Here is a 23,385-nt window from a genome sequence, read left to right as displayed (position 1 = left end):
GCGAAACCCCTGATCCCCTGATCTTACAGGTCGATCACGAGCTCCACCGGGCAGTGGTCCGATCCGAAGATATCGCTGCGGATCGTGGCCTCGCGCACCTGGTCGCGCACGGCGTCGCTCACCAGGAAGTAGTCGATGCGCCAGCCCGCGTTGTTCTTGCGCGCGTTGAAGCGGTAGCTCCACCAGCTGTAGGCGCCCGTCTCGTCGGGGTGGAGCAGACGGAACGTATCGGTAAAGCCCGCGTCCAGAAGCTCGGTGAACTTTCCGCGCTCCTCGTCGGAAAAGCCCGCGTTGCCGCGGTTGGACTTGGGGTTCTTGAGATCTATCTCCTCGTGCGCCACGTTGAAATCCCCGCAGGTCACGATCGGTTTGCCCGCCTCGCCCTCGAGGCCCTTCAAAAACGAGCGGTAGGCGTCGTCCCACGCCATGCGCGTGTCGATGCGCGCCAGCTCGTTTTGCGCGTTGGGCGTGTAGACGTCCACGAACCAGTAGCTGTCGAACTCGAGCGCGCATACGCGGCCCTCGGTCACGGCCGTCGCGACCAGCTCGTTGCCCGCGGCGTAGGGCAGCAGGCTGTCGGCACGGCGCACCGACAGCGGCTCCTCGCGGCTGAACACCGCGGTGCCCGAATACCCCTTGCGCTCCGCGTGGCTCCATGTCTGAACGTAGCCAGGCAGCTCGACGGCGACCTGCCCTTCCTGCAGCTTGGTCTCCTGTATGGCGAGGATGTCGGCATCGAGCTCGGTGGCGATATCGGTGAAGCTCGGCTCCTTTTTGAGCACGGCGCGCAGGCCGTTGACGTTCCACGAGGCGAACTTGTATGTGCGCATGGGGTGCTCCTTTGCATGCGATGGCGTCTGCACGAGATGACGTGCGAGGCCTATTGTGGCATAGCGTCGCATGTCCATGTCGGGGAACCGCCCCATGCTTGCGGTCGCCGCCGGGAAGATCGCGCCCGCGCGCCCTGTCGAATTGAGACATATCACGTGGCACTTTAGGGATTCTTTGTTCCAAATCACGGTTGACCGGATCGTATATGCGCGCGCATGCGGCTCGAGGACACTATAATAAGAACACTTTCGACGATACCGCGAACGGCGCGCCGGGCCTGCGTGCCGCGCTTCGCCTTTAGGGGAGGATTGCCCTCATGCCGGATGACATTCGTTCAAACGACGTGGAGCGTTGGCTTCACGTCAGCATGCTGGCTGTCAAAATCGTTTCGTTCGCGCTGATCTGCGCGAGCATGCTGTACCTTGCGGTCGCCGGGGCAAACTACGCCGTGCTGGGCGCCATATTCTTCGACGCCGAGCACCAGGCGACCGTGAGCGTTATCGGGTTCTCGCTGGTGCTGTTCGCACTGACGCTCGCCTCGGGCATCTTGGGCATATGGGCGGCAGGCAGGCGCGACAACATGTCGATGCTGATCTTCTCCGGCGTGAGCCTCGTGTCCGTCATCGTGATGATCGCGGGCGTCTCCACGTCGTATTTCAGCGATTACGACAGCGCGTTCAGCGATGTGATCGTGACGGCGCTGTGCGCCACGTTCGCCGTGTTCGCGGTGCTCGCAGTTGTGGCGGGCGTTGCATGGACCGTGCTGCAGCGCAAGGCCCCCACCATGTACGGCGAGGCCGAGGGCGAGGCAGACGCCGAGTTCGAGGAGGAGCCGGTCGAGGAGCCCGAGCTGGAGGACGCCGCCCAGTTTGAGAGCGACCTTGAGGGCGACGAGCCCGCCCTACTCGAGGATGCCGATCTGGAGGCGGAGGCCGAGGACGAAGGTGAAGACGAGGCCGAAGACCTCGAGGACGAGGCCGACAAGACCGAGGTCGTCACGATCCCTGCCACTTGGGCGGCTCCGAGCGACAAGACCGAGGACCTGATCCAGGCCGCGCTCAGGGCACGCGGGGAGCTGGTGCCCGAGGCGACCGAGCCCGCGGCCGACGATGAGGATGACGATGCGGCGGGTCTCACCAAGGTTCCGCTGGATTTCATGGCGTTCGAGGACCACGCGGCGCCTGTCCCCGCTCCTGCGCCCGCTTCCGTTCCGGTTCAGCCTGCGCCGGCGCCCGTTGCCGCGCCCGCACCCGAGTCCGTTGAGGAGCCCGAGCCGCCCCGTCCCGCCGGCAAGCGCTATGCGCCCGGTGCGGTGCCCGTGCCCAAGGTCGCACGCACGGCCCGTCACCTGACGATCCCCGAGGGCGTTGCCCCGGCGCCGGCGCCGCAGGCCCAGCAGCCGTCGAGCGCCCCGCGCAGCCTGGACGAGACGTATGCGGGCGAGATCGAGTGGGTCGACTTCGGCGCGCAGTCCCGTGTGGTCGACGACATCGATGACGATGACAGCGTCGGCGGTTTCCTCGGCAAGCATTTCGGCCGCAAGCGGTAGGGGATGCTGGGCGTCCTTTGATGCCCCGGCCATCGCGGGCGAAAAGGCGACTCCGGCGGGATGCCCCCGCTCGAGCGTGTCGAACACCCCGTAACCGTACCCAGAACTGCGGGTGAGGGCCCATATGAGGGCTCTCACCCGCAGTTCTGGGTATACCGTTACGGGGCCCTCTTAGCGGGTAACCAGCTCACGAGGCGTATCAGGCGGGCTTTGGCCCGCCTTTCTTGTAGCCATATCCGTACAATAGAGAGTGCCGTGCGAACCACATGCGAAAGAAGGCAGGCTATGGCATCTCAGGTCATCTCGGATCCCCAAGAAGCGGCGCGGGAGCTCGCGCATCTGTTTGACACCCATCAGCACGCGGTGTTCTTCGGCGGCGCCGGCGTGTCCACGGCGAGCGGCATTCCCGATTTCCGCAGTGTGGACGGGCTCTATCATCAGCAATTCGACTATCCGCCCGAGACCATGCTCTCGCACAGCTTCTACGAGAGTCATCCGGCGGAGTTTTTCGACTTCTACCGCAAGAAGATGATCGCGCTGGGCGCCAAGCCCAACCAGGCGCATCTCAAGCTCGCCGAGCTCGAGCGCGACGGCAAGCTCGATGCGGTTGTGACCCAAAACATCGACGGGCTGCATCAGCTGGCCGGCTCGCAGGCGGTCTGGGAGCTTCACGGCTCGGTGCACCGCAACATCTGCCAGGCATGCGGCGCAAGCTATAGTGCCGAATGGATCTGCGCGCGCGAGAGCGAGGATGAGCACGGCGTGCCCGTCTGTCCCGCCTGCGGTGGGCACATCAAGCCCGACGTCGTGCTTTACGAGGAGCCGCTCGACGAGCGCGTCATCATGGGCGCGGTCGACGCTATCGCGCACGCCGACATGCTCATCATCGGGGGCACGTCGCTCGTGGTGTATCCGGCAGCCGGCCTCACGCAGTATTTCAGGGGCGACAAGCTCGTGATCATCAACCGCGACCCCACGCCGCAGGACCGCAATGCGGACCTGTTGATCTCGTGCGACATCGCTCAGGCGTTCCGCTTTTAGCCGCACGTCGTTCATTCGTAGATTCATTGCATATGGACGGATGCGTCCCGTCCCATGATGGAGCAATGGCCCCGCCGCCGGGCGCCATTGCTCCATTCATGTTTGAGGACGGGAGGCAGTATGGTTGAAGAATTCGATCGGAATACGGAAAGCTTGCTCGGATACGACGGAGTGGAGGAAGTGCAGCCCCTGGCGGTGTGCACCTTGGATGAGCAGCGCGCGGAGCTTGCGGCCGACCTTGAGCTGTATCTGGCGCGCTGTACCAATGAGCGGCGCCTGGACGACAAGACCGTGAAGGCGTATCGCTGCGACATCCTGCAGTTCATCGACTGGATCACCGAGTGTCGGCTCACCTTCAACCGTGAGGCGATGCGCCTGCACCTGGTGTATCTCAACGGCAAGTTCTCGGCCAGCACGGTGCGTCGCAAGCTCGCGTCGCTTCGGGCGTGGACCAACTGGCTCAAGCGCGAGCATCTGATATATGCCACGCCATTCGAGGATCTCGAGGTCAACGTGCGTCAGCCGTTGCTTTTGCCGCGCACCATCGCGCTGTCTGACCTGCGACGGATCTTGGAGCCGTCCGGGCGGGCACAGAAGGGGAGGCCCAGAAAGGGAGCGTGGCAAAAAAGCGCGATCGCCCTGCGCGACCAGACCGTGTTGGAGCTGCTGACGGCGACGGGAATCCGCGTATCGGAATTGTGTTCGCTTGATGTAGAGAGCATCGACCTCTCGACCCAGCAATTGAGGGTGTTCGGAAAGGGGTCGAAAGAACGCATCGTGGTGCTGGGGTCGAAGCAGACGCTGGCGGTGCTCGAGGTATATATGAAAAGCCGCAAGGGGCCAAAGACCGCTTGGGCGCAACCGCAAAGCGAGGCGCTGTTTTTGAGCAGGACCATGCAGCGGCTGACCACCCAGGCGGTGCGGAAGATCATCCGCAAACGGACGCAGGAGGCGGGCGTGGAGCTGCACATCACGCCGCACATGTTCAGGCATACGTTCGCCACCACGCTGCTGGAGCAGGGAGTAAGTATTAGATATATCCAGCAGCTCCTGGGTCACAGTTCGGTTAAGACCACGGAGCGCTACACGCATGTCTCGTCGTCGAGCCTGCGGGCGATCATGGAGGAGCACAACCCGCGCGACGTGGTCAGCGAGGCCTGATATTCGGGGTCATTTGAATCGCGGATGGAAACAGTGCAGAAATAAAGGAGGAAATTGGGATATGTTCAAATTCGCGGCGAGCACCTATAATTTCGGACGTGCCGGAGGATTGACCACAATATATGGTGGTAAAACGGCCAAATCACACCAGAAATGCAGCTTAACGTCGCGCTTCTTAAGATTTAAGAAAAAAGCCTGACGAAAAAAAGGTAGACAAAGAATAAATCGGTGCTAGACTGAGTCACACCGGTAGAGCTTAGGCTACCTTCGTGCCGTTTTTTAGCAAAAGGCTAGAAGTGGTTCGAAGGAAAGGCTAAACTCTATAACTGGCGAATATGCCCAGGCCGAGAAGCAGAGAGACCGCGAGCACGGTAATAAGTTGCCACGGGTCGACTGTTTCCGGAAACATGCTGAGGAATGAGTTTTTGAACAGATCCCCAAATGTAGTCGTTGCTTGGTCCATGGTATCGTGTCCCTTCTCTGTCTAAAGCATCACGGGGATGGGTGCGTTGCCGTTTAGGCGGTCAATGCACATGCAAAATTTGGAGGCTGATGTCTGCGTAGTATTGCGCATATGGAAGATGCGCCGAACGCGCTCGGGCAGGTATCCCGTGAATTTGATCTCCATTATGAGTTGTCCTGGGAACAGGACGCTGCGCGCTGCGGCGTCAGCATCAAAGATGTTTTCCTGCGGGGATACCGCACGCAGGTTCTTGTCGAACGTGACGCGGACCGTACCCGCTTCCAACACATAGGGTTCGCGCTCATAATCCACAATCACCACTGGGCGCAACAGCCGATTGCGCCAATCAAGGTAGAACTCATGGGCCATATGGGAGTCTTTATCCAACAGGAACCGACAATCTCCCTCGAGGATGCGCCGATACTCGTCGAGTGACAACGCGACGGCTTCCTTGTTGATATAGGACCCTTGTTTGTATTTGCACTCGAGGTTGATGCTGGTGGTTTGGCAGTTGTAGATGCGAACGCGATACTTTTTGCGCGCATATACGCCGCCAAGCTTATCTCGATATGCGGTCTGATACATATCATCGAAGTACAAACTGCGAATCATGTATTCTCCGCCAGGGCCTGCATGGCGATCTCGGTCCATAAGAGTTCTGACCGCTTGCCGCAACGGCAAGTATTGAGCCTCATGCAGCACGTACTTCTGCTCATAGCGGTATGCCTTCATATGGGATGACTCCTATTGCAGTGTGAAGCTGTAGACGCCGGGATAGTAGAGATCGTTCACTTCTATCTGATTCATGGCGTTGACCGTCTGCCCATCCTCGCGCGTGGCGATGACACGCCAGTAGAACTCTCCGGACTCCAAAGTGCTTTGCGGTATGGTCGCCTCGGTTGCTATCAATCCCTGCTGGCTGAACAAGGGGTCGCGCATGTCGGGATACCGACTTACCGTGATGTCGTAGGTAAACGACGCGCCCTCGAAATCGTAAGCAGCCTCCCAGCTCAGGCGCACCTGGTCATCAACGCGCTCGGCTTCGAAGAGCCAAAACGGCATGGGGTCGTCCATGCTGTCCATGATGTTGTCATAGTTCTCTTCAACCTCATCACCCATCACAGAGATAAGGTGCTCGACCTCCGCCTGGTTGTGCTGAAGGTTGAGATAATCGGGCATGGCATAGATGTAGGGCTTCACGGTTTCGTAGTAGCCGTCAACCATCTGATCGACGGTTTCCTTGTTGAGCCATTTGTGCATCTGTTCTACGGTTTCTGCAAGCTCTTTGCGGCAGCGATCGTTTTTAAGGACGCGCTGGTGAAGTATAATTCCCCAGTAGTTGGCGATACCCCATTCCCAATCCGAGATTTGCGAATTTCCCTCCATTTGGTATTCAGCTCTCATTAGGCTCGTATCGCCGTCCCAGGGGATGAAATACCATTTTGTGCCGTTCAAGGGGCTATAAAGATAGTAGTTTTGCATCGTGGTGTCGCGATTGCCCATCAGCAGGTTAAACGCGAGCCACTGCATATAGTTGTCCCGATCGAAGTAGGTATCGAGTATGTCGTTGATGTCGAGGGCCATGTCGTTAACGGCATCGACCATCTCCAACAGACGGGCGTTGTCTTCCCGCCCCCGACAGCTAATGACCGTATCCATGGCCCCTCGATCAAAGTCTTCAGCGTCGAAATTCTTGACCAGGTCGTTGGGCTCGTAATTGAAGCTGATGACTTTATACAGGTATCCAGCGCGGTCGAGGCCGTGATTCGCGAGGTATTTTTTTGTGGGGACCTCAACTTGGGTGAACAGGCCGTAGTCGACGAACTCGGTTGCTCCTGAGGTTTCGTCCTTGATGAAGAGGCGGGCGAACTGCGTTCGCTCGCTGGGTACGTCGGAGAGATTTTTGGCTAAATCGAAATACAGCTTGTTGCGAATGCGCGTGGCATCAAAAGCGTGCTTATTGAGGGCGATATTACTCTGTCCCCTCCAGGTTCCTGCTTCATCGTTGAGGGAGAGCTTGTAGTTCTTCTGAGGCATGACGGTAGAAGAATTGCCGCGGACGCGAATGGTTGCGTTGCTCTCGGTTTCGCCATAGCCCAGCATGCCCGGTTGGGGACCGGATTCATTGCCCACCTGTACCAAAGCTTCGGCATACACGTCGTTATCGAGATGAGCATCGTCGACAAAGCGAATTGCGTTGTTGACCTCGTTGAAGGTGTGATTCGTACCCTTCGCTTCACTTCCGTACCTTACGGTCACGTAGAAGTAGACGAGAGAATCTGGGTCATCCTCGGCGTAGACGCTTTTGTCTTCGTTCAGGCCGCTGTCGATATCGTCGGTTTCCGCGATCTGGAACCCCTGATCGTTCTGCTGAGCGTTCTTCTGGGATTCGGCAATCGCCTCCGGTACATCCTCTGCTTCCTCATTGGGTATGATGGATTGACGAAGGCTTGAGGCGCCTGCCGCTAATGCCAGCAGCAGGAAGATGCCGGCCATTGCAGCCAGGTACGCCGGCTTCAACTTAATCCTTCTCATCGATTACCACCTCTTCATCGTGTCCGCTCTCGGGTGCATCTGCTTTAGCATTTCCGCCTTTGTACTGGTGGAGTAGGCTGATCTGGCGTTCTTGTTCGTTCACCAGGTCAGCGAGGTTCTTGAATATGCCCTGCGGCTCTTCGTAGAACAGTGGCTGACGGCAGAACACCTGATATTCAAGGCGCTCCAGATACCTATGGAGATATTTGAGTCCAAAGATGGCGCACAGTGCGCCGGCGACCAGGAAGCCCGTTCCGTACCACTCGATGCCTGCCGGTAGAACGAGAACGGAGCAGAGAATGCTCAATCCTGCGAACGATCCACTCAACACGGCGGCACCTTTGCGGTCATCGAAGTACAGGAGCATGGTCACGAGGCTTTTGACAAGTACGTAGAAGCAGTACCCCACGCACAGGTAGCGAAAGATAGAGAGCATCTCGAGGTCAAATGCAGAGTTTTGTAAAAAGTTGCCCAGAAACGTGATGCACAGCAGCTCGACGAAAAACTGAAGCTCGAAGACGTGCGCCAGCTCGCGAAAAGCGGTGCGTCTTAGGTTTCGATTCTCGGTTCGGATGTCTGTAAGCGTTCCTCCGTAAAGGATGGTGTCGAAATAGGTTCGGTACGCTTTGTGGAAGTTCACCTCGAGCGCCACCACGAAGATCACCAGGAAAGGTATGATCGTAAGACTTGCCCAGAAGCAGGCAACATCATATTTCATGCAGTAGATCATATGTGGAATCACATGAGTTCGATACTCGCTGCACCAATATACGAAGTTGTGTCCAAACAGACCGACGGCGGAAAAGAATCCCGTGAGTATCAGGCTCTTGTATTTATCCAGATAGGGGAAGAGCGTCACAAGGCTCAGCGGACCCATCGGATAAAACGTGATGAGCTCCTGCATGTAGAGGATCATCATCAAGACGAACCCTGCGGTCGATGCCAAAAACGCTGCGGTCAATGGGTTTATACTGAGAAGCATCAACACGATGCTGCCGCCGATGGCGAGCAGCGCTGCAATCAAGAATCCAGTTAACACTTTGAGGTACTTCTTGATAGCAGAGAGGTACGCCATCTGGGTCCAAAGAATGAGCATTACTTCAAAGTGGAGGAAATTCAGCATCTTATGCAGGAAGGGGATGTCAAGCAGCGCAAGATAGATGACCGCTATGATGCCCCCCAACACGAGTAGGTAGGCAATGGTGCAGAAAAAAGAGGGGAGAATCTGGTCCTTGTTGTCTTCATAAATGCAATCAGAGATGAACCGGCTGATAAACATCAGCAGGGAATTTGACAGGATGAGGGAGAACACCATGATGTAGGTCGTGGTGATCAGGTAGACCTCTTGGTCAGAAAAGCTGGTGTTCCACATCCGCAACAGGGTGCGGATGGCAAATAGCATCACGATGCACAACACCATGGGGCCTTCGGTAACCACTGCGGTGGTTGCATAGGCTTTGAGCGTGTTGATATAGCCGCCTTTTCGGCGGAAAAGCTTTTTCAGTTCGAATCCGACGCCCGCCATGGACCGCTCACTGAGTAATCGCCCGCTTCAGAGCATGCGATATTGCGAATGGGAGCCGCTGGTGGCCAACGTCAGATATTGGCATAGAGAGCCATCGATATTTCGCAAGGGAGCCGCCTGCTGCTACCTTCGTCTTGCCATGTCGGAGTCAAGACGAAGGAGGTTTTCAGCATGGCGAATAGAATCAGGGCCAAGGACATCTTGAGGCTCGACGGGTCCGGGCTGTCGGGGCGCACCATCGCAGCGTCCCTCGGCGTGTCGCGCAACAGCGTGACCGCGGTGCTCGCCGCGGCCAAGCGGGAGGGCTTCGGGTGGGAGGACGCCCGCCCGCTCTCGGACCGCGAGGTCTACGACCGCCTTTTCCCCGAGAGGGCGCACGAGGCCACCGTCTACCCCGATCCCGACTGGGGGCGCATCCACAGGGAGCTCGCCCGCGACGGGGTGACGCTCAAGCGCCTGCACGCCGAGTACCGGGACGCGTGCTCCGCGAGGGGCGAGGCGTCGATGGGTTACGACCGCTTCTGCAAGCGCTACCGCGAGTTCACCGTGAGGAAAAGCGTCGTGAGCCGCGTCGGGCACAAGGCGGGAAGGATCATGGAGGTCGACTGGGCCGGGCCGACGATGGCGGTCGTCGACCCGGCGACGGGCGAGGTCTCCAAGGTCTACCTGTTCGTGGCCTGCCTGCCCTTCAGCCGCATGTCGTGGGTCGAGCCGACGCTCGACATGAAGCAGGATACATGGCTTCGCTGCCACGTGCACGCATTCGGCTACTTCGGCGGCGCGGCTCCCTGCATCGTGCCGGACAACCTCAAGACGGGCGTCAAGCGCCATCCCCGCGAGGGCGAGGTCGTCATCAACGACGCATACCGGGAGATGGCAGCCCATTACGGGGCGGCGGTGATGCCCGCGCGCGTGAGGAGGCCGCGCGACAAGCCCAGCGTGGAGAACGAGGTGTGGCAGGCGGCCACCGAGGTGATAGCGGCGCTGCGCGAAACGGTCTTCACGGACTTCGGCGCGCTCAAGGAGGCCGTCAGGAAGAAGGTCGACGAGCACAACTCCCGCCCCTTCTCCAAACGGGAGGGCACGCGGAGGCAGGTCTTCGAGGAGCAGGAACGCCCGCTCCTGAGGCCGCTGCCGGCCGTCCCCTACGAGGTCTGCGAGTGGGTGTACGGGCGCAAGGTCCAGCGCAACTGCCACGTGTCGTACAAGCGCAACTTCTACTCGGTGACCCATCTCGCCGTCGGCAGGACGGTCGACCTGCGCGTCACTGAGTCCACCGTCGAGGTCTTCCTGGGCGGAGAGCGGCTCGCGACCCACCCGCTGTTCCCGGCATACGCGCGCAACAGGTACTCGACGCACGAGGCCGACCTGCCGGACGGGGGGTCGTACTCGGACTGGGACGCCGGGCGAATCCGGCGCTGGGCGGAGAGGGTCGGCCCGTCGTGCGCCGGCGTCGTCGAGCGGATATTCCAGTCCGTGGAGTTCGAGGAGCAGGGGTTCAACGCCGCGCTCGCGGTGCTGAGGCTCTCGCACAAGTACTCCGCCCCGCGGCTCGAGAGGGCGTGCGAGATGGCGCTGGCGACGGGGAGGCGCTCACCGCGCTACCGGGATGTGGAGCCGATACTCAGGAGCAACCAGGACAGGCTCGCCGACGCCCGGGCGGGCGACGACGGCGGGCCGGGCGAGGACGAGGCCGGATACGTCCGGGGCGCGGACTTCTACGGGGAGGTGTAGGGAGATGGACCTCTCCGTGGAGACCAGGCGCAAGCTGCGCGACATGGGCGCATCCGACCTGCTCGACGCCTTCGCGGCGCAGGACGAGGGCATGTGCATGGGCATGACCTGCGCCGAGCGCGTGCAGATGGCCGTGGACGAGGCCCACTCGTCCTTCTTGACGTCCAAGGTGCGCAACCTCACCAAGCGCGCGGGCCTGCGCTATCCCGAGGCGGACGTGCGCTCCATAGACTTCTCGGAGGAGCGCGGGCTCGACCGGCTGCTCGTCACCGAGCTTTCGACCTGCGGGTTCGCCGAGCGCGGCCAGAACGTCGTGCTCCAGGGGCCGACGGGCACGGGGAAGACCTACCTGGCCTGCGCGCTCGCGAAGGCCGCCTGCCAGCGACGGATGCGCGCCTGCTACATACGCTGCCCCGACCTCGAGGAGGCGTGGCGCGAGGCGCGCGAGCGAACGGGCGGCGAGCGCAAGCTCACCCGCAAGTACGCCGCCTTCCAGGTGCTCGTGCTGGACGAGTGGCTGCTCGACCGCCCCGGCGAGCTGTTCCGGGGCTTCCTGCTCGAGCTCATGGAGGCGCGCTACGGCTCGTGCTCGACGGTTCTCTGCACCCAGTTCAGGCAGAAGGACTGGCACGCGCGGCTCGGGGGCGGCGTGCACGCCGACGCGATCATGGACCGCATCGTGCACGGCACCGCGTGGGTCGAGATGGGCGAGCTCAACATGAGGAGGAAGCTCGGCAGCGGATCCGGCTGACGAGCTGATGCCGGGCGCGGCTCCCTGCGGCACCGCGCCCGGCTCTCACGCGCAATACCCCCGGCTCCAGTTGGCAATATTTAGTGGCTTCTCTGCGGACGAATACTCACGCTCACCTCCCGGTAGAGCTGTCTGTAGGTAGTCAAGAAGTCTTCCTCTCGGTAGTAACGACTTACGCGGGCATGACCGTTTTCACCCATCTGTCGCATCAAGAGACGATCTTCTGCAAGCTGCAGTATGGTCTGGGACATAATGTTCGGACTCATGACGGGAACGATGATTCCTGCTGGGCCGATGCCATCGTCAACGCCTTCCAAAAGCTCCCGGCAGGATCCAACATCTGTTGCGACGATGGGGCGACGGCTTGCCATGGCTTCGAGTACTGCCAAGGGTTGGCCCTCGCTGATGCTGCTCAGAAGCATCAGATCAAGCTCGCCGTACCACTGTGCCACATCGACGCGACCAACAAATGCAATATTGCGAACATGCAGGTTTTCGATGAGCTCTAGGCATTCCTGATAGTATTCGGGATTCTCGTCGGTAGGGCCAATCATGTAGAGGACTGCATCGGGGCGCCTTTCAAGCACCAAAGCGAATGCGTTGATCATGGTTTTGAGGTCCTTGATGGGAACGACGCGAATGACGGCGCCGATCACCAGGCCCTTGCGTTCGAGGGGAAGGGGATCGATATCTTCAAAACGTTGCAATTTGATGCCGTTCGGAATGACCCGGCAGCGATTCGCATCGGCGCCGTATTCAATCTGCAGATCGCGAGCATGCTGAAACAGCGAAACGATGGTGGTCGCCCTGCTATAAGCGGCACCCGCCATGCCCAAGAAAAAGTCGATCCAGGTTTTCTTGAAATAGATGTCGACCCATGCCGCCTTGAGAATCTCCTCTTCCCGTTCACGGCTGTAGATGCCGTGCTCGGTGATGATGAGCGGCTTTTCGGTCTGCTTTTGGAACAGTGCACCCAGCAGGCCAGCATAACCGGTCGAAACCGTATGGTACACATCGGCTTCGGGGGCGGGGCAGCGCAGGATGTTCAAGACGGGCAGCAGCATCGACCGGATGGTCCAAAATGCCTGGTTAAACGGAGTCATCCTGAAGGTGTCTTGGCATGCGTCCATCACGACGTCCAAAAAGGCATCGCTTGCGAGGAACTCATTTGCTTGGTAGGGGCCGTTACATGAGAACATGTCGAATAAGGTATTCCAATTCGGTTTGCTGGTGGTGATGAGGTCCAGCAGCGCTTCATGCTCTTTCGATTGAAGATCATAGCGCGCCGGCTTTCGTATCTTGGCATCCATATATTGGTCGAGGAAGTTTTCTTCGACATGTTCCACGTTGGAGGGCAGTGAGTATTTGAACTGTCCGCGTTGGGATTCGTTCGCCCCGATCGTGTAGATGATGAACGTGTGTTCCGGCATGCCTTGGATGAGCATTTGCACCCACGAAGAAACACCGCCGGCTACATACGGATAGCACCCCTCGGCTATCAGGCAGATTCTCATATCTCAGCCCTCCAGCTTAAAGGAGAACGTGGGCTCATAGATCTCCACGACATACCACTTCTCACCGGCAACATCGCTGACGGGTTTGACGCTGCAGCTGTCGTTGTCGGTGACCGCCTTCTTGTCGCTACGGAAATAGCAGTAGCTTGTACCGGTGTATCCGTTGCACTGGCCTTCGATCCTGCCGTCGGTCTCGGCATATGAGACATCAAGCTCCTCAGCGATGCGCAGCGCCTGTGCCGCCTCCACTGCGGTTGCCGGCTGCAGGCTCGAAAGGCAATCATTGATGTATTGCAGACGGGTGCAGTACTGTCGGTAGAGCTCTTCCCATGAAAGGCCCTGCCCGCGCTCTTCGTCCAAAATGTCGTCGGGATGAATGAAGTGGCTGAAGACCCCGTAGAGTCCTCCAACGCTGAGGGAAGTGAAACGATCGTAGGGGTCATCCAGTGTTCCGGAGGTTGTCCGGGGGAATTCGACGATGCCGTCCGACGCGACCTCGAAATCTTGTTTGTAGACGCTGCCTTCCTCGCCTTCGCTTGTGTACACGCCGGATATCACCTGCAGATCAGGTAGGGCATGTGCCACGGCTTCGCGGCCGTCGGATCCTAGGTAGTTGGAGGGTGGCACGTACGTGTAGAGTTTGACGTCGGGAAACAGATCTGCGGTGATGTCGAGCAGCTCGGTCAGGCTGGCCTCCATATCGCCTTCGTTATCCCAGGCATTGTATCCGAGGTCGGCGGGCACCTCGCCATCGAGGGCAAGGGACTGATGGTTGTAGCCGTGCGCGCCGATTTCAAAGTTGTTGTCGAGCAAGCTGTTGCCGAAGTACTGTTCCACCGTGTCTTTCTGGTAGAAGAAGTCGTCCGGATCGACGACGTCGTCGTAGGTCGCGATGAACAACCCAACATAATCGTAGTTGTATTGTTGGGCGGCGTTTTGCATATCCGGCCACCAGATATCTCGGAAGAACTCCTGCACGGTTCTGTTGTAGCCTTCCTCTATGACATCGCTTTGGGTGTTGTACTGCGGCGACGGAAAGTCGTCGATGAACACCGTCTTGGTGTTGATGACCGGATACATGTAGTTGCCGAGCAGGGTTGCAATGCAGCCCGCGGCAAAGCCTGTCCAGCTGTCGCCTACGATTGCCGTGCCGTTATAGGTGAGTATTTCTCCTTCTCCCGAATCGCTGCGCCATACCAGGGGGATTTCTCGATCGCCCACGAGCGCCGTGGCGTAGACGGGGCAGCTGTCTTCCACCTGAACGCCGAGCACGGCATCTCTGAATATGTCGGCATCTTTGAACGTTTGGCTTGTAGATCCCGGTACCAACTCTTTGGCGAATCGAATGCCGTCAGATTCCTGATAGTCGCCGTAATCCGTGACGCCCATATGTCGGTAGAGGGTCTGATATGCGCCGCCCAAATCATCTGGAAGCAAGCCGAGGAACAGCTTGCCTCCGTCGTTGACGTAATGCAGAAGACGCGTGCAGTCCTGACCGATCAATCCCTCCCAATCGGAAAACGCAACCATCACCATGTCGTAGTCTTGGTACGAGACGGAGTCCTTGCGCTCAGCGGAGAGGTATTTCGCGTCGATACGGAGCCAACCAAACACGCGTTCCAGGTTGGTTTGGTATTTTTTGGAGTTTTCGTCACCGGGATCATAGAGCACCAATGCGGAGGTGGTTGAGGCTTCCATATCCGCTTGGGATAGAGTATCCACGGATTCGGAGCGCTGAAACGATACGCTCTGCTCGTCAGACCTGATGAGCAGCCCGCTATTCATGGCAAACAGCACCACAGCGATAGCGATAGCTCCGAAGATATAGAGGTAGATCTTGCGATAGTATTTTTCCATATTCATCTACCTCCTCAAATACCTGATGTATTGCAGGGAACGTTCAGTGAGCACTACGGGCATGCTGCCAAGGTTGTCAAGGAGTCTGTCCAGTCCGGCGCGATCATTGAGTTGGACACACACATTGATCATGTCCACAACCGCATCTTCGCTGTCCGGATTGCTCGTAAGGAACCGCTCGGCGGTCTCTTTGGCATGGGTGCTATCGTGCGTCTTGAGATCGACTTTGATGCGTCGATGGAAGCACTCGGCACTTGGCGAAGCCTGTGCTAAGAGCTCATCGGAAACCTGAATATAGCGGTTGTAATATCGCGGCAGGCTGTTTTCGTCAATGACCTCGCTGCGGATAATGCTGTACAGCTCCTCTTCAAGTGCATAAAGCGCATCAGGGTTGTCGGGATCCTCGCGAAGACGCCGCTCAACGGCGACGAGCTGTCTCTGCATGCGCTCCTGAAGGTCCATGATCACGACGCTGGCATAATGGGACGTCTCACGATCCTCGTTGACAAGTGCTCGGCGCAGTACGTCCATGTAGTCGGCGGTATCGGATTGACGCAGCGTGTTCATAACCATTCGGCGACGCTCGTCATAGTTTTCCAGCTGGAGCACGTCTACGCCTGGGGCGGTTTTGGCGGCTTGCTGCGAATCGACGGCGCGAAGAAGCTGCAGTTCGTCAGTCAATTCTCCTCGATCCAAATAGAGTTCATCCATCTGGGCGTATGGGTTCTGCTCATAGAAGTAGTCAACGAGTTTCATGGTGACAACTCCCACAAGTGGGAGGAAGAGGCTGATCACCATACGAACGATGGCTTCTTGAATACGGCCATAGGTCTGGAACCAGTCCCATGGGTAGACGAGGGAGAGAATGACATGTATTGCCAGAAGTATGCATAAGATCATGTCCATAACCTAGTCCTCCCACGTTACCGAGAGGCCTTTGGATGCGAGACGCGCGCTCAGTTGGGCACGGGCGGAGTCGTCGACATATAAGAACAGGGCATGTGCGCTGCCGTCTGGTCCGACGCCGATGAGATCGGTGCTGCGCAGAAGCGGTTCAGCTCGTTTATAGAGCGCCTTAAGGCTGGTCGCCCCGTCGGTACAATTCAGGCGGCCCAGGGAAAACGGGCAGCCGAATTCTTTGTCGATGGTGCGTAGGGTTTCCAGCTCTTTAGAGAACGCCTTTGCGTTATAGATGCGCGTGCCGGGCAGAAAGAGCCTGTCGCGATTTTTTCGCTCGTGCTCAAGTGCTTTGACCAGGTAGTCTTGAATCATCTGCACGAGTGTTTGGAAACGGTTCTCATAGTCGGTCGTGAAGTTTTCCAAAGGAATGTTGTAGATGGTGACCAGTGCCTTTGGCGTGCTGCCTTGCATAACCGGCATGGCCATGGATGGGTATCCGGCCATAAGATCGGTGTTTACGAAAATCTTTCCATCCATGATTCTGGTGTACAGTGTTGGCATGGAGGTAAGATCTTTGCTTCGCTGGAGATTGGGAGACCATGCTGCTGAGCAAACCGATAGGCGAGCCCACTGATGACGCTTCCCTGCGAGGATGTAGAATGCCGCGCCCTCGCAATTCATGACTTGCTCTGCTACGCGTACGGTGCGTGCCATGAGCATGCGCTGATCGGTGGAATCCAATTCCGACATGATGGAGTACATGCGAGTGAAGCTCTCTTTGGAAACAACGATTTGCTTCTGCAGCTGGTTTTTGAGCGACACAACTTCTCGATATAGCCGCTTGAGCAGGTCATAGCGTTGATTAAGCTCATCTTTCTCTCTTTGAAGCGTATCGTATTCATCGTTTTTCTTATCGCTCCAATAGCCTCCGAACGCACCAGCTACACCGTAAATGATGAACGGAATCCACGTGCCGACGTTGTAGAGCAGATACGACAAGTCGATTCCTGAGTTCAGTAGGCTCACGGCGTAGCTGCAGCAGGCGAGCGCCGTAGCTATCAGTCCTTGCCGCATGCCGAAGGTGATGGCGATGATCACCACATAGAGAAGGCGGACGTCGACGTATCGCAGGTCGCTCCAATCTTCGGTTAGCGCTGAAGTTGTTGCGGCGACGGCGAAGAGCAAAAAGTTCTGGATGGTTGCCCAGGCAAACGAATGGCTTCGGAGCACCTGCAACCAGGTGCGTCTTTCTTCCTCTTCTTGAACCACAGTCTTGCGAGAGAGACTCTTTTGTAGAAACAACTCGCCTTTCTCGGTGAACAGATAGAAAGGCATCCAGCCGGTGAGGAGGCGTATCTCGTCTGAAGGCCGTTCGTCGCAAAGGTATTGTGTGCCTCCGTATTCAATCTCCCCGCTGTAATGAGCGACGTGTGCGACCGATGTGCAGAGCGTGCGCGCGGTTACAGGGGACCCGGTCAACACGGTGTGCGTTCCCATGGTGTTGAGGTTTACGAGTCGAAGGAACGCCTCTGCTAAATCAGATGCGCACAGCAGGTCAAGCTCGGAATCGGCGGTGAAGGGGATGCGAGGGACATCGTCTTCTGTCATGTCGTGTATCAGCTGTTCAACAAGCGTGGCAGTTGTGATGTCATCGCTGAACAAGAGGCCCATGCGCAAAATGAGCAGGCTCATGTTGTTCTGTTTGCTGAACGAGGCTGCCATGCGTTCGGCTGCACGCAGCTCTTCAAGTTCGGGATTGAGGAGATGGTCGTCAGCCAGCTGGTCGCTCGAAAGGAGGCAGATTCGCTTCGTTTTGGCCGCCGCGGCTGTCCTCAGCACGACGTTCAGGGTGCTCAGGAGCGATCCGTATGCGCTCTTGCTCCTACTTGTCTTTTCACGCCAAGGGGCGGTTAGAAAAATGAGGTAGTCGGCTGCCTCTCCTTCGAGGATTTGCTTGCACGTTTTTGGGGTGATGCTGCTGCGAAAGACCTTTCCATGGATCTTGTCTCCCCAGAGCGGCAGCGTGGGTTCATCCGTGAGCCATGCGATGTGATGGCCCTCACGGTACATGCGCGTGGCGATGGAGCTACCCGCCGTGTCACAGGCTCCAACGAATAAGAAGTTCATATGCGTAGCACCCGACTACTACACGAACGATGTCTTTTTCAACAACAAAATGATACTACACTTCTTGGAAGAAAATGTGGCTCTAGTTGCAGCATATATATCTAGTTTTAGTGTTATCATATCAAAAATATAATAATACTATAATATCAGTATCATTATCAACTTATTTTATAATACCCTGTTCAAAATCGCGACCGTCTCCACATGCTCAGTGTGGGGGAACATGTCAACGGGCGTCAGACGCGTTAGACGATATCCCCCGCGTGCGAGATGCTCGATGTCGCGCACCTGTGTCTGAGGGTTGCAGCTGACGTAGACGATGCGGCGGGGAGCCATCGCGCACGCCGCGTCGAGGCATGCGGGCGTAGAGCCCGCTCGCGGCGGGTCGAAGCACAGCACGTCGACGCGCTCGCCTAGCTCGGCGGCGCGCTTCATATACGAGGTGGCGTCATCGTTGATGAATCGCGCGCGCTGCTCAAGGCTGTTCAGCTGCGCGTTGCGCTTTGCATCGGCGACGCCGGCGGCGTTGCGCTCGACGCCGATGACCTGAACGTTGACCCCCGCATCCGATGCTGTCTGCGCGGCGCACAGGCCGATGGTGCCGCTGCCGCAGTAGGCGTCCATCAGAACGTCCCCCTCTTTAAGCCCCATGCCTTCGATGGCGAGCTGATAGAGCACCTCCGTCTGTGCGGGGTTCGTCTGGTAGAACGCGGTGGGGGAGATGTCGAAGGTGCATCCGAGCAGCTCATCACGCAGGTGGGTACGACCGAAGAGGATGTGCGTGTCGTTGCCCAAGATCGCGTTGGTGACACGAGGGTTGACGTTTTGGGCGATCGTGGTGATGCGCCCGTCGATACGCTGAAGGGCCTCGATGAAGGCTCGATAGCGCGGCAGCTGTCGCTGACTCGTCACGAGCGTCAGCATGGCCTCGTCGGTGCGCCATCCCATGCGGAGGACGGCGTAGCGCAGCAGGCCGCGGTGGGTGTCCTCGTTGTAGGCGGGGATGTGGCAGGATTCTGCTGCGTGCGCCACCGCGTTGAGGATATGCCGGGCGTCAGGCGCCTCTACGATGCAGTCCGGAACGTGCACGATGCGGTGGGTGCCCCGTGCGAAAAACCCGCAGCGCACCCCTCCGTGCTGGCTGGGTGCAAACGGGGTGACCGCTTTGTAGCGGAATGCGCGCGGAGCTGGAAGCGACCCCTCACCGGCGCAACCTCCCATGCCTCGCACGGGATCGATGGAGACATCCCACTGATGGCGTGCGATGAGCGGGGCGAAGAGCCCCTCGGTGGCCTGCTGCTTACGGGCAAGCTGTTTGCGATAGGGCATGCCAAGCCAGGCGCAGCCGCCGCACGAACGCATAACCGGGCACGGCCCGTCGGCTGTGACGCGCTTTTGCTTGAGCGGGGCGGAGGGCTTTGGCATGAACGATCCAATCGAGCGCTGGGTGTGGGTCAAAACAGAACCATTGTGCTGCATGAAAGCGGTCCGCGCCCGCCTTCAGCAAAATGAACACGTCTCAAGGGGTGCGAGGTGCCGATGAGAGGGGAGGCCAAAACGAAAACGGGACTTTTGGGTACATATTTTGAGACCCTCTGAGTAGACCTATAGGTAGATAATATTCAATACTGTTAAAATATATAAAAAGATATCTATCAGGCCATCTACTTACGGACCCATGAATAATGTACCCAAAAGTCCCTTTTTTGTTTGAGCAACATATTTAAATAAATAATAACTATAGAAAAACATTACATCATGGGTAGTATGCCGGGTTTTCCGGCATACTACCCATGATTTCAGCGCCATTCGCATCCAGTCCCTGCCCCATGTGTCCGATGTGGCCACTTTGCTGCCGTGGCCCCATTCTTTTTCGTATGCTGCCGCATCGAGTGGGTAGGATAACTGCATTCGGAACTCGAGGCGGCCTTTCGCCGATCCACATATCCCAAAGGAGATTCGGTGCTCGAACTCAAAGGCATTACCAAGGACTATCCGGCAGGTGATTCCGTCGTCCATGCGCTGAAGGGCATATCGGTTACCTTCCGTGACCAGGAATTCGTGAGCATCCTCGGCCAGTCCGGCTGCGGCAAGACCACGTTGCTCAACATCATCGGCGGACTCGACCAGTACACCCGCGGCGACCTCGTCATCAACGGACGATCGACCAAAAGCTACCTCGATCGCGACTGGGATACGTATCGAAACCATTCCGTGGGCTTCGTCTTCCAGAGCTACAACCTGATCCCCCATCAGAGCGTCATCGCGAACGTGGAGATGGCGCTGTTGCTCTCGGGTGCACCCAAGGCGGAGCGCCGGCAGCGCGCCGAGGAGGCTTTGGTGCAGGTCGGCTTGGCTGAGCATATGCACAAGCGCCCCAACCAGCTCTCCGGTGGTCAGATGCAGCGCGTCGCCATCGCGCGCGCCATCGTCAACGATCCCGAGATCATCCTGGCAGACGAGCCGACGGGCGCGCTCGATACCGACACCTCCGTCGAGGTCATGGAGATCCTGAAGCGTCTGTCGCGCGATCGCCTGGTCATCATGGTGACCCATAACCCTCAGCTCGCCGAGGAGTATTCGGATCGCATCGTTCGCATCTCAGACGGCGTTCTGATAAGCGATTCCAATCCCGTCGACTCCCAGGTCGAGTACCTCACCGAAGAACAGATCCAAGAGCACGCCGTCGCCGATGCGCGCAAGGGCAAGCGGGGCATGAGCTATCTATCGGCCATCATGCTGTCGTTCAACAACCTCATGACCAAGAAGGGGCGCACGTTTCTCACGGCGTTCGCGGGGTCGATCGGCATCATCGGCATCGCGCTGATTCTGTCGCTGTCGGATGGAGCGCAGAACTATATCGCCGAGACCGAGGAATCGACGATGGGCGACTACCCGCTCACGATCCAGGAGACCTCGATCGACATCGCGAGCATGATGACGTCCATGATGGGGACCGCCGGAGAGGCGGCATCCGAGAACACATCGGGCGAGGTCGAGTCGAAAGACCTGGTGACCGATATGGTGACCAGCGTCGCCGACGGTGCTAACGAGAACGACATGGAGGCCATCAAGAAGTGGCTCGACTCCAACCCCGGTGACATCAACGATTACGTGACCGCGATAGAGTACAGCTACGACACGCCGCTCAACGTCTACAAGTCCGATACGTCGGATGGCCCGGTGCAGGTCAACCCCGCGACCGTGATGGACTCGCTCGGCTTCTCGACTTCCGGCTCGACACAGACCGAGATGATGAGCTCCATGTCGGGGACGAGCGGTTCGAGCTATGACGTATGGACGGCGCTGCTCCCCAACCGCGAGCTGTGGGATCGCGACTACGACATCGTTGCCGGCCGCATGCCCGAGAGCTGGAACGAGGTCGTCATCTACGTCGACCGCAACGACCGCATCTCGGACTACACGCTCTACGCGCTCGGGCTGCTCGATCAGTCCGACCTGCGCGGCATGATGGCCGACGTCATCGCCGGCAAGCGTGTCGAGGAGGTCGAGCAGACGAGCTACACCTATGACGAGCTCATGGATCTCGCGTTCAAGCTCGTGCCCGAGAGCTCCAAGTACGCAGAGCAGGACGACGGCACCTGGCTTGATATGGAGGATGACGACGCCTACATGACCGATGTGGTCAACAGCGCCGAAGAGGTGCGCGTCGTGGGCATCGTGCGCCCTTCGGAGGACAACGATTCGGGTAGCAACTGGGGCGCCGTCCTGTATACACCTGAGCTTATGGAGCACATGGTCGGCCTCGTTAACGACAGCGCCGTCGTGGAGGCCCAGCAGGGCAATCCCTCGACGGATATCTTCACCGGCATGCCCTTCCAGGATTCTTCGACCGACGAGCTCACCATGGAGGGCGTCGAGGCCCTGATCTCCCAAATGCCCGCCGAGCAGGGTGCCCAGCTGCAGGCCTACGTCGACCAGCTGAGAAGCGAGGGCCTATCGGACGAGGAGATCGCCTCCGCCTTCTCGCGCCAGATGTCCCAGCAGACCGACAACGCGACCTATGACGGCAATCTGGAGAAGCTCGGCGTCGCGGACCTGGACGATCCGTACTCCATCAACATCTACCCCAACGACTTCGAGGCCAAAGAGTACGTCGACAACCTCATCGCCGAGTACAACGACGACATCGCCGCATCGGGCGAGGGGACCGAGATCCAGTACACCGATATCGTGGGGACGCTGATGTCGAGCGTGACCGATATCGTGAACGCCATCACCTACATCCTCATCGCGTTCGTAGCGATTTCGCTGGTGGTGAGCTCGATCATGATCGGCATCATCACCTACATCTCCGTGCTCGAGCGCACCAAGGAGATCGGTATCCTGCGCGCTATCGGCGCGAGCAAGCGCGACGTGAGCCGCATCTTCACGGCAGAGACGTTCATCATCGGATTCGTCTCCGGCGTGCTGGGCATCGCGGTCACGGTCCTGCTGGACATCCCTGCCAACATGATCATCGAGCAGGTGGCGGGCGTGGCCGACCTCGCGGCGGTGCCCGTCGGCGCCGGTGTCGCACTGGTGCTCATCTCGGTCGTGCTCTCGCTCGTCGCCGGCGTGGCGCCCAGCCGCATGGCCGCGAAGAAGGACCCGGTCACGGCGCTGCGCACCGAATAGGATCCCATCGCAACTCAAGGGTTTCAGGGCCGCGTGCGGGAGCTGTCCCGTATGCGGCCTTTCCGTATACCTCCTTACGACTCGTTTACCAATCTTTACCAGCCACAATGCCGGATTGTGCAGTTCCTGCGTAGAGATGTTGCGTCGTCAACATCTCAAAATTTTTAACTAAAATGCTTTAGCGAGTTTTGCAGACAGGGGCGTGCGCGCTGCGTGCGTTTCGGATTCGAGCGCAGACGAATGGCGCGCTCGGGAAGGAGTTGTCATGGATTTCGAGAAGATGCGCGAGGTCATCTCCGAGACCGTCGGTTGCGACCTTGAGAAGGTCACCCGCGAGGCCAAGCTCGAGGAGGACCTGGGCGCTGACTCCCTGGCCGCCATGGAGCTCGTCATGGCTCTCGAGGAGGCCTTCGACTGCGAGATCGACGACGCCGAGCTCGACCAGTTCAAGACCGTTGGCGATCTGGCCGACTACCTGGAGAACAAGGCTCAGTAACATATCCGAGCCGAGAACCGGGCAGGGCCGTGCGCTCTGCCCGGTTTTATTTATGCTTCGCGGGATGCGCTGATCGATTGGTTCCGAGCCGGCGCCGCAGACGGGCGCCTCGCCCCGGAGGCAAACGACCAGTGTTTCCCGAACAAAGGAGGTCCATGCACATGGCTATGAAAACTCAGGACATCATCGACCTCATGGGTCGTTTTGACACGAGCGGCATCGGCCGCATGAAGATCACGAGTGGCGACACCACCATCGAGCTC

Annotated in this window: 16 protein-coding genes; 7 read left to right on the top strand and 9 right to left on the bottom strand. The window is 58.5% G+C overall.

The window, feature by feature from the left end:
- Nucleotides 1-23 precede the first annotated feature (23 nt).
- Nucleotides 24-830 carry an exodeoxyribonuclease III gene (locus BN3789_RS04185; RefSeq protein WP_066830480.1) on the bottom strand — a complete coding sequence of 269 codons (807 nt, stop codon included), beginning with the start codon at nucleotides 828-830 and terminating at the stop codon, nucleotides 24-26.
- Nucleotides 831-1,147: 317 nt separating this feature from the next.
- Between BN3789_RS04185 and BN3789_RS04180 the strand changes: the two genes are divergently transcribed.
- The 3 genes from BN3789_RS04180 to BN3789_RS04170 all read left to right on the top strand — a co-directional run bounded on the left by BN3789_RS04180 (nucleotide 1,148) and on the right by BN3789_RS04170 (nucleotide 4,582).
- Complete coding sequence (locus tag BN3789_RS04180; RefSeq protein WP_066830477.1) at nucleotides 1,148-2,380, top strand: hypothetical protein; 1,233 nt, start codon at nucleotides 1,148-1,150, stop codon at nucleotides 2,378-2,380.
- A gap of 285 nt (nucleotides 2,381-2,665) precedes the next feature.
- Nucleotides 2,666-3,421 carry an NAD-dependent protein deacylase gene (locus tag BN3789_RS04175; protein ID WP_066830474.1) on the top strand — a complete coding sequence of 252 codons (756 nt, stop codon included), beginning with the start codon at nucleotides 2,666-2,668 and terminating at the stop codon, nucleotides 3,419-3,421.
- A gap of 120 nt (nucleotides 3,422-3,541) precedes the next feature.
- Entirely contained in the window at nucleotides 3,542-4,582 is a 1,041-nt protein-coding gene (locus tag BN3789_RS04170; protein WP_066830467.1) for a tyrosine-type recombinase/integrase, read from the top strand.
- A gap of 484 nt (nucleotides 4,583-5,066) precedes the next feature.
- Here the strand turns inward: BN3789_RS04170 and BN3789_RS04165 are convergent, their stop codons facing one another.
- From BN3789_RS04165 to pelG, 3 genes are read right to left on the bottom strand one after another with little or no spacing between them, the layout of a single operon-like run.
- Nucleotides 5,067-5,777: a polyphosphate polymerase domain-containing protein gene (locus BN3789_RS04165; RefSeq protein ID WP_066830464.1), complete on the bottom strand. Its 711-nt coding sequence runs from the start codon at nucleotides 5,775-5,777 to the stop codon at nucleotides 5,067-5,069.
- A 12-nt stretch (nucleotides 5,778-5,789) separates the two neighbouring features.
- Complete coding sequence (locus tag BN3789_RS04160; RefSeq protein ID WP_079989082.1) at nucleotides 5,790-7,580, bottom strand: CotH kinase family protein; 1,791 nt, start codon at nucleotides 7,578-7,580, stop codon at nucleotides 5,790-5,792.
- Nucleotides 7,567-9,105, bottom strand: coding sequence for an exopolysaccharide Pel transporter PelG (gene pelG, locus BN3789_RS04155; protein ID WP_066830458.1), 1,539 nt, complete (start codon nucleotides 9,103-9,105; stop codon nucleotides 7,567-7,569). Before pelG ends, BN3789_RS04160 begins: the two co-directional genes overlap by 14 nt.
- Nucleotides 9,106-9,276: 171 nt before the next feature.
- On the opposite strand from pelG, the gene istA reads away from it, so the two are divergent.
- A complete protein-coding gene (gene istA, locus BN3789_RS04150; RefSeq protein WP_066829446.1) occupies nucleotides 9,277-10,839 on the top strand; it encodes an IS21 family transposase in 1,563 nt (520 codons plus the stop codon).
- Nucleotides 10,840-10,843: 4 nt separating this feature from the next.
- The gene (locus BN3789_RS04145; RefSeq protein ID WP_066830455.1) at nucleotides 10,844-11,590 is read left to right on the top strand and encodes an ATP-binding protein; all 747 of its coding nucleotides are present in this window, start codon (nucleotides 10,844-10,846) and stop codon (nucleotides 11,588-11,590) included.
- An 80-nt stretch (nucleotides 11,591-11,670) separates the two neighbouring features.
- On the opposite strand, the gene pelF is transcribed toward BN3789_RS04145, so the two are convergent.
- The 5 genes from pelF to rlmD form a co-directional block, all read right to left on the bottom strand.
- Nucleotides 11,671-13,104 carry a GT4 family glycosyltransferase PelF gene (gene pelF, locus BN3789_RS04140; RefSeq protein WP_066830452.1) on the bottom strand — a complete coding sequence of 478 codons (1,434 nt, stop codon included), beginning with the start codon at nucleotides 13,102-13,104 and terminating at the stop codon, nucleotides 11,671-11,673.
- Nucleotides 13,105-13,107: 3 nt separating this feature from the next.
- Nucleotides 13,108-14,967, bottom strand: a complete 1,860-nt coding sequence (locus tag BN3789_RS04135; RefSeq protein WP_066830449.1) for a DUF2194 domain-containing protein — start codon at nucleotides 14,965-14,967, stop codon at nucleotides 13,108-13,110.
- Entirely contained in the window at nucleotides 14,968-15,867 is a 900-nt protein-coding gene (locus BN3789_RS04130; protein ID WP_066830446.1) for a hypothetical protein, read from the bottom strand.
- A gap of 3 nt (nucleotides 15,868-15,870) precedes the next feature.
- Nucleotides 15,871-17,988 carry an NAD-dependent epimerase/dehydratase family protein gene (locus BN3789_RS04125; protein ID WP_066830444.1) on the bottom strand — a complete coding sequence of 706 codons (2,118 nt, stop codon included), beginning with the start codon at nucleotides 17,986-17,988 and terminating at the stop codon, nucleotides 15,871-15,873.
- A gap of 168 nt (nucleotides 17,989-18,156) precedes the next feature.
- A complete protein-coding gene (rlmD, locus tag BN3789_RS04120) occupies nucleotides 18,157-19,413 on the bottom strand; it encodes a 23S rRNA (uracil(1939)-C(5))-methyltransferase RlmD (RefSeq protein ID WP_066830442.1) in 1,257 nt (418 codons plus the stop codon).
- A 537-nt stretch (nucleotides 19,414-19,950) separates the two neighbouring features.
- On the opposite strand from rlmD, the gene BN3789_RS04115 reads away from it, so the two are divergent.
- Entirely contained in the window at nucleotides 19,951-22,626 is a 2,676-nt protein-coding gene (locus BN3789_RS04115) for an ABC transporter ATP-binding protein/permease (protein WP_066830440.1), read from the top strand.
- A 265-nt stretch (nucleotides 22,627-22,891) separates the two neighbouring features.
- The gene (gene acpP, locus BN3789_RS04110) at nucleotides 22,892-23,122 is read left to right on the top strand and encodes an acyl carrier protein (protein ID WP_066830438.1); all 231 of its coding nucleotides are present in this window, start codon (nucleotides 22,892-22,894) and stop codon (nucleotides 23,120-23,122) included.
- The last annotated feature ends 263 nt before the right edge of the window (nucleotides 23,123-23,385 follow it).

Origin of the sequence: Collinsella ihumii (genome assembly GCF_900046475.1) — a bacterium.
Lineage (GTDB): Bacteria > Actinomycetota > Coriobacteriia > Coriobacteriales > Coriobacteriaceae > Collinsella > Collinsella ihumii.
Note: the sequence above shows the minus strand (reverse complement) of the source record. Positions and strands in the feature narration are given on the sequence as shown.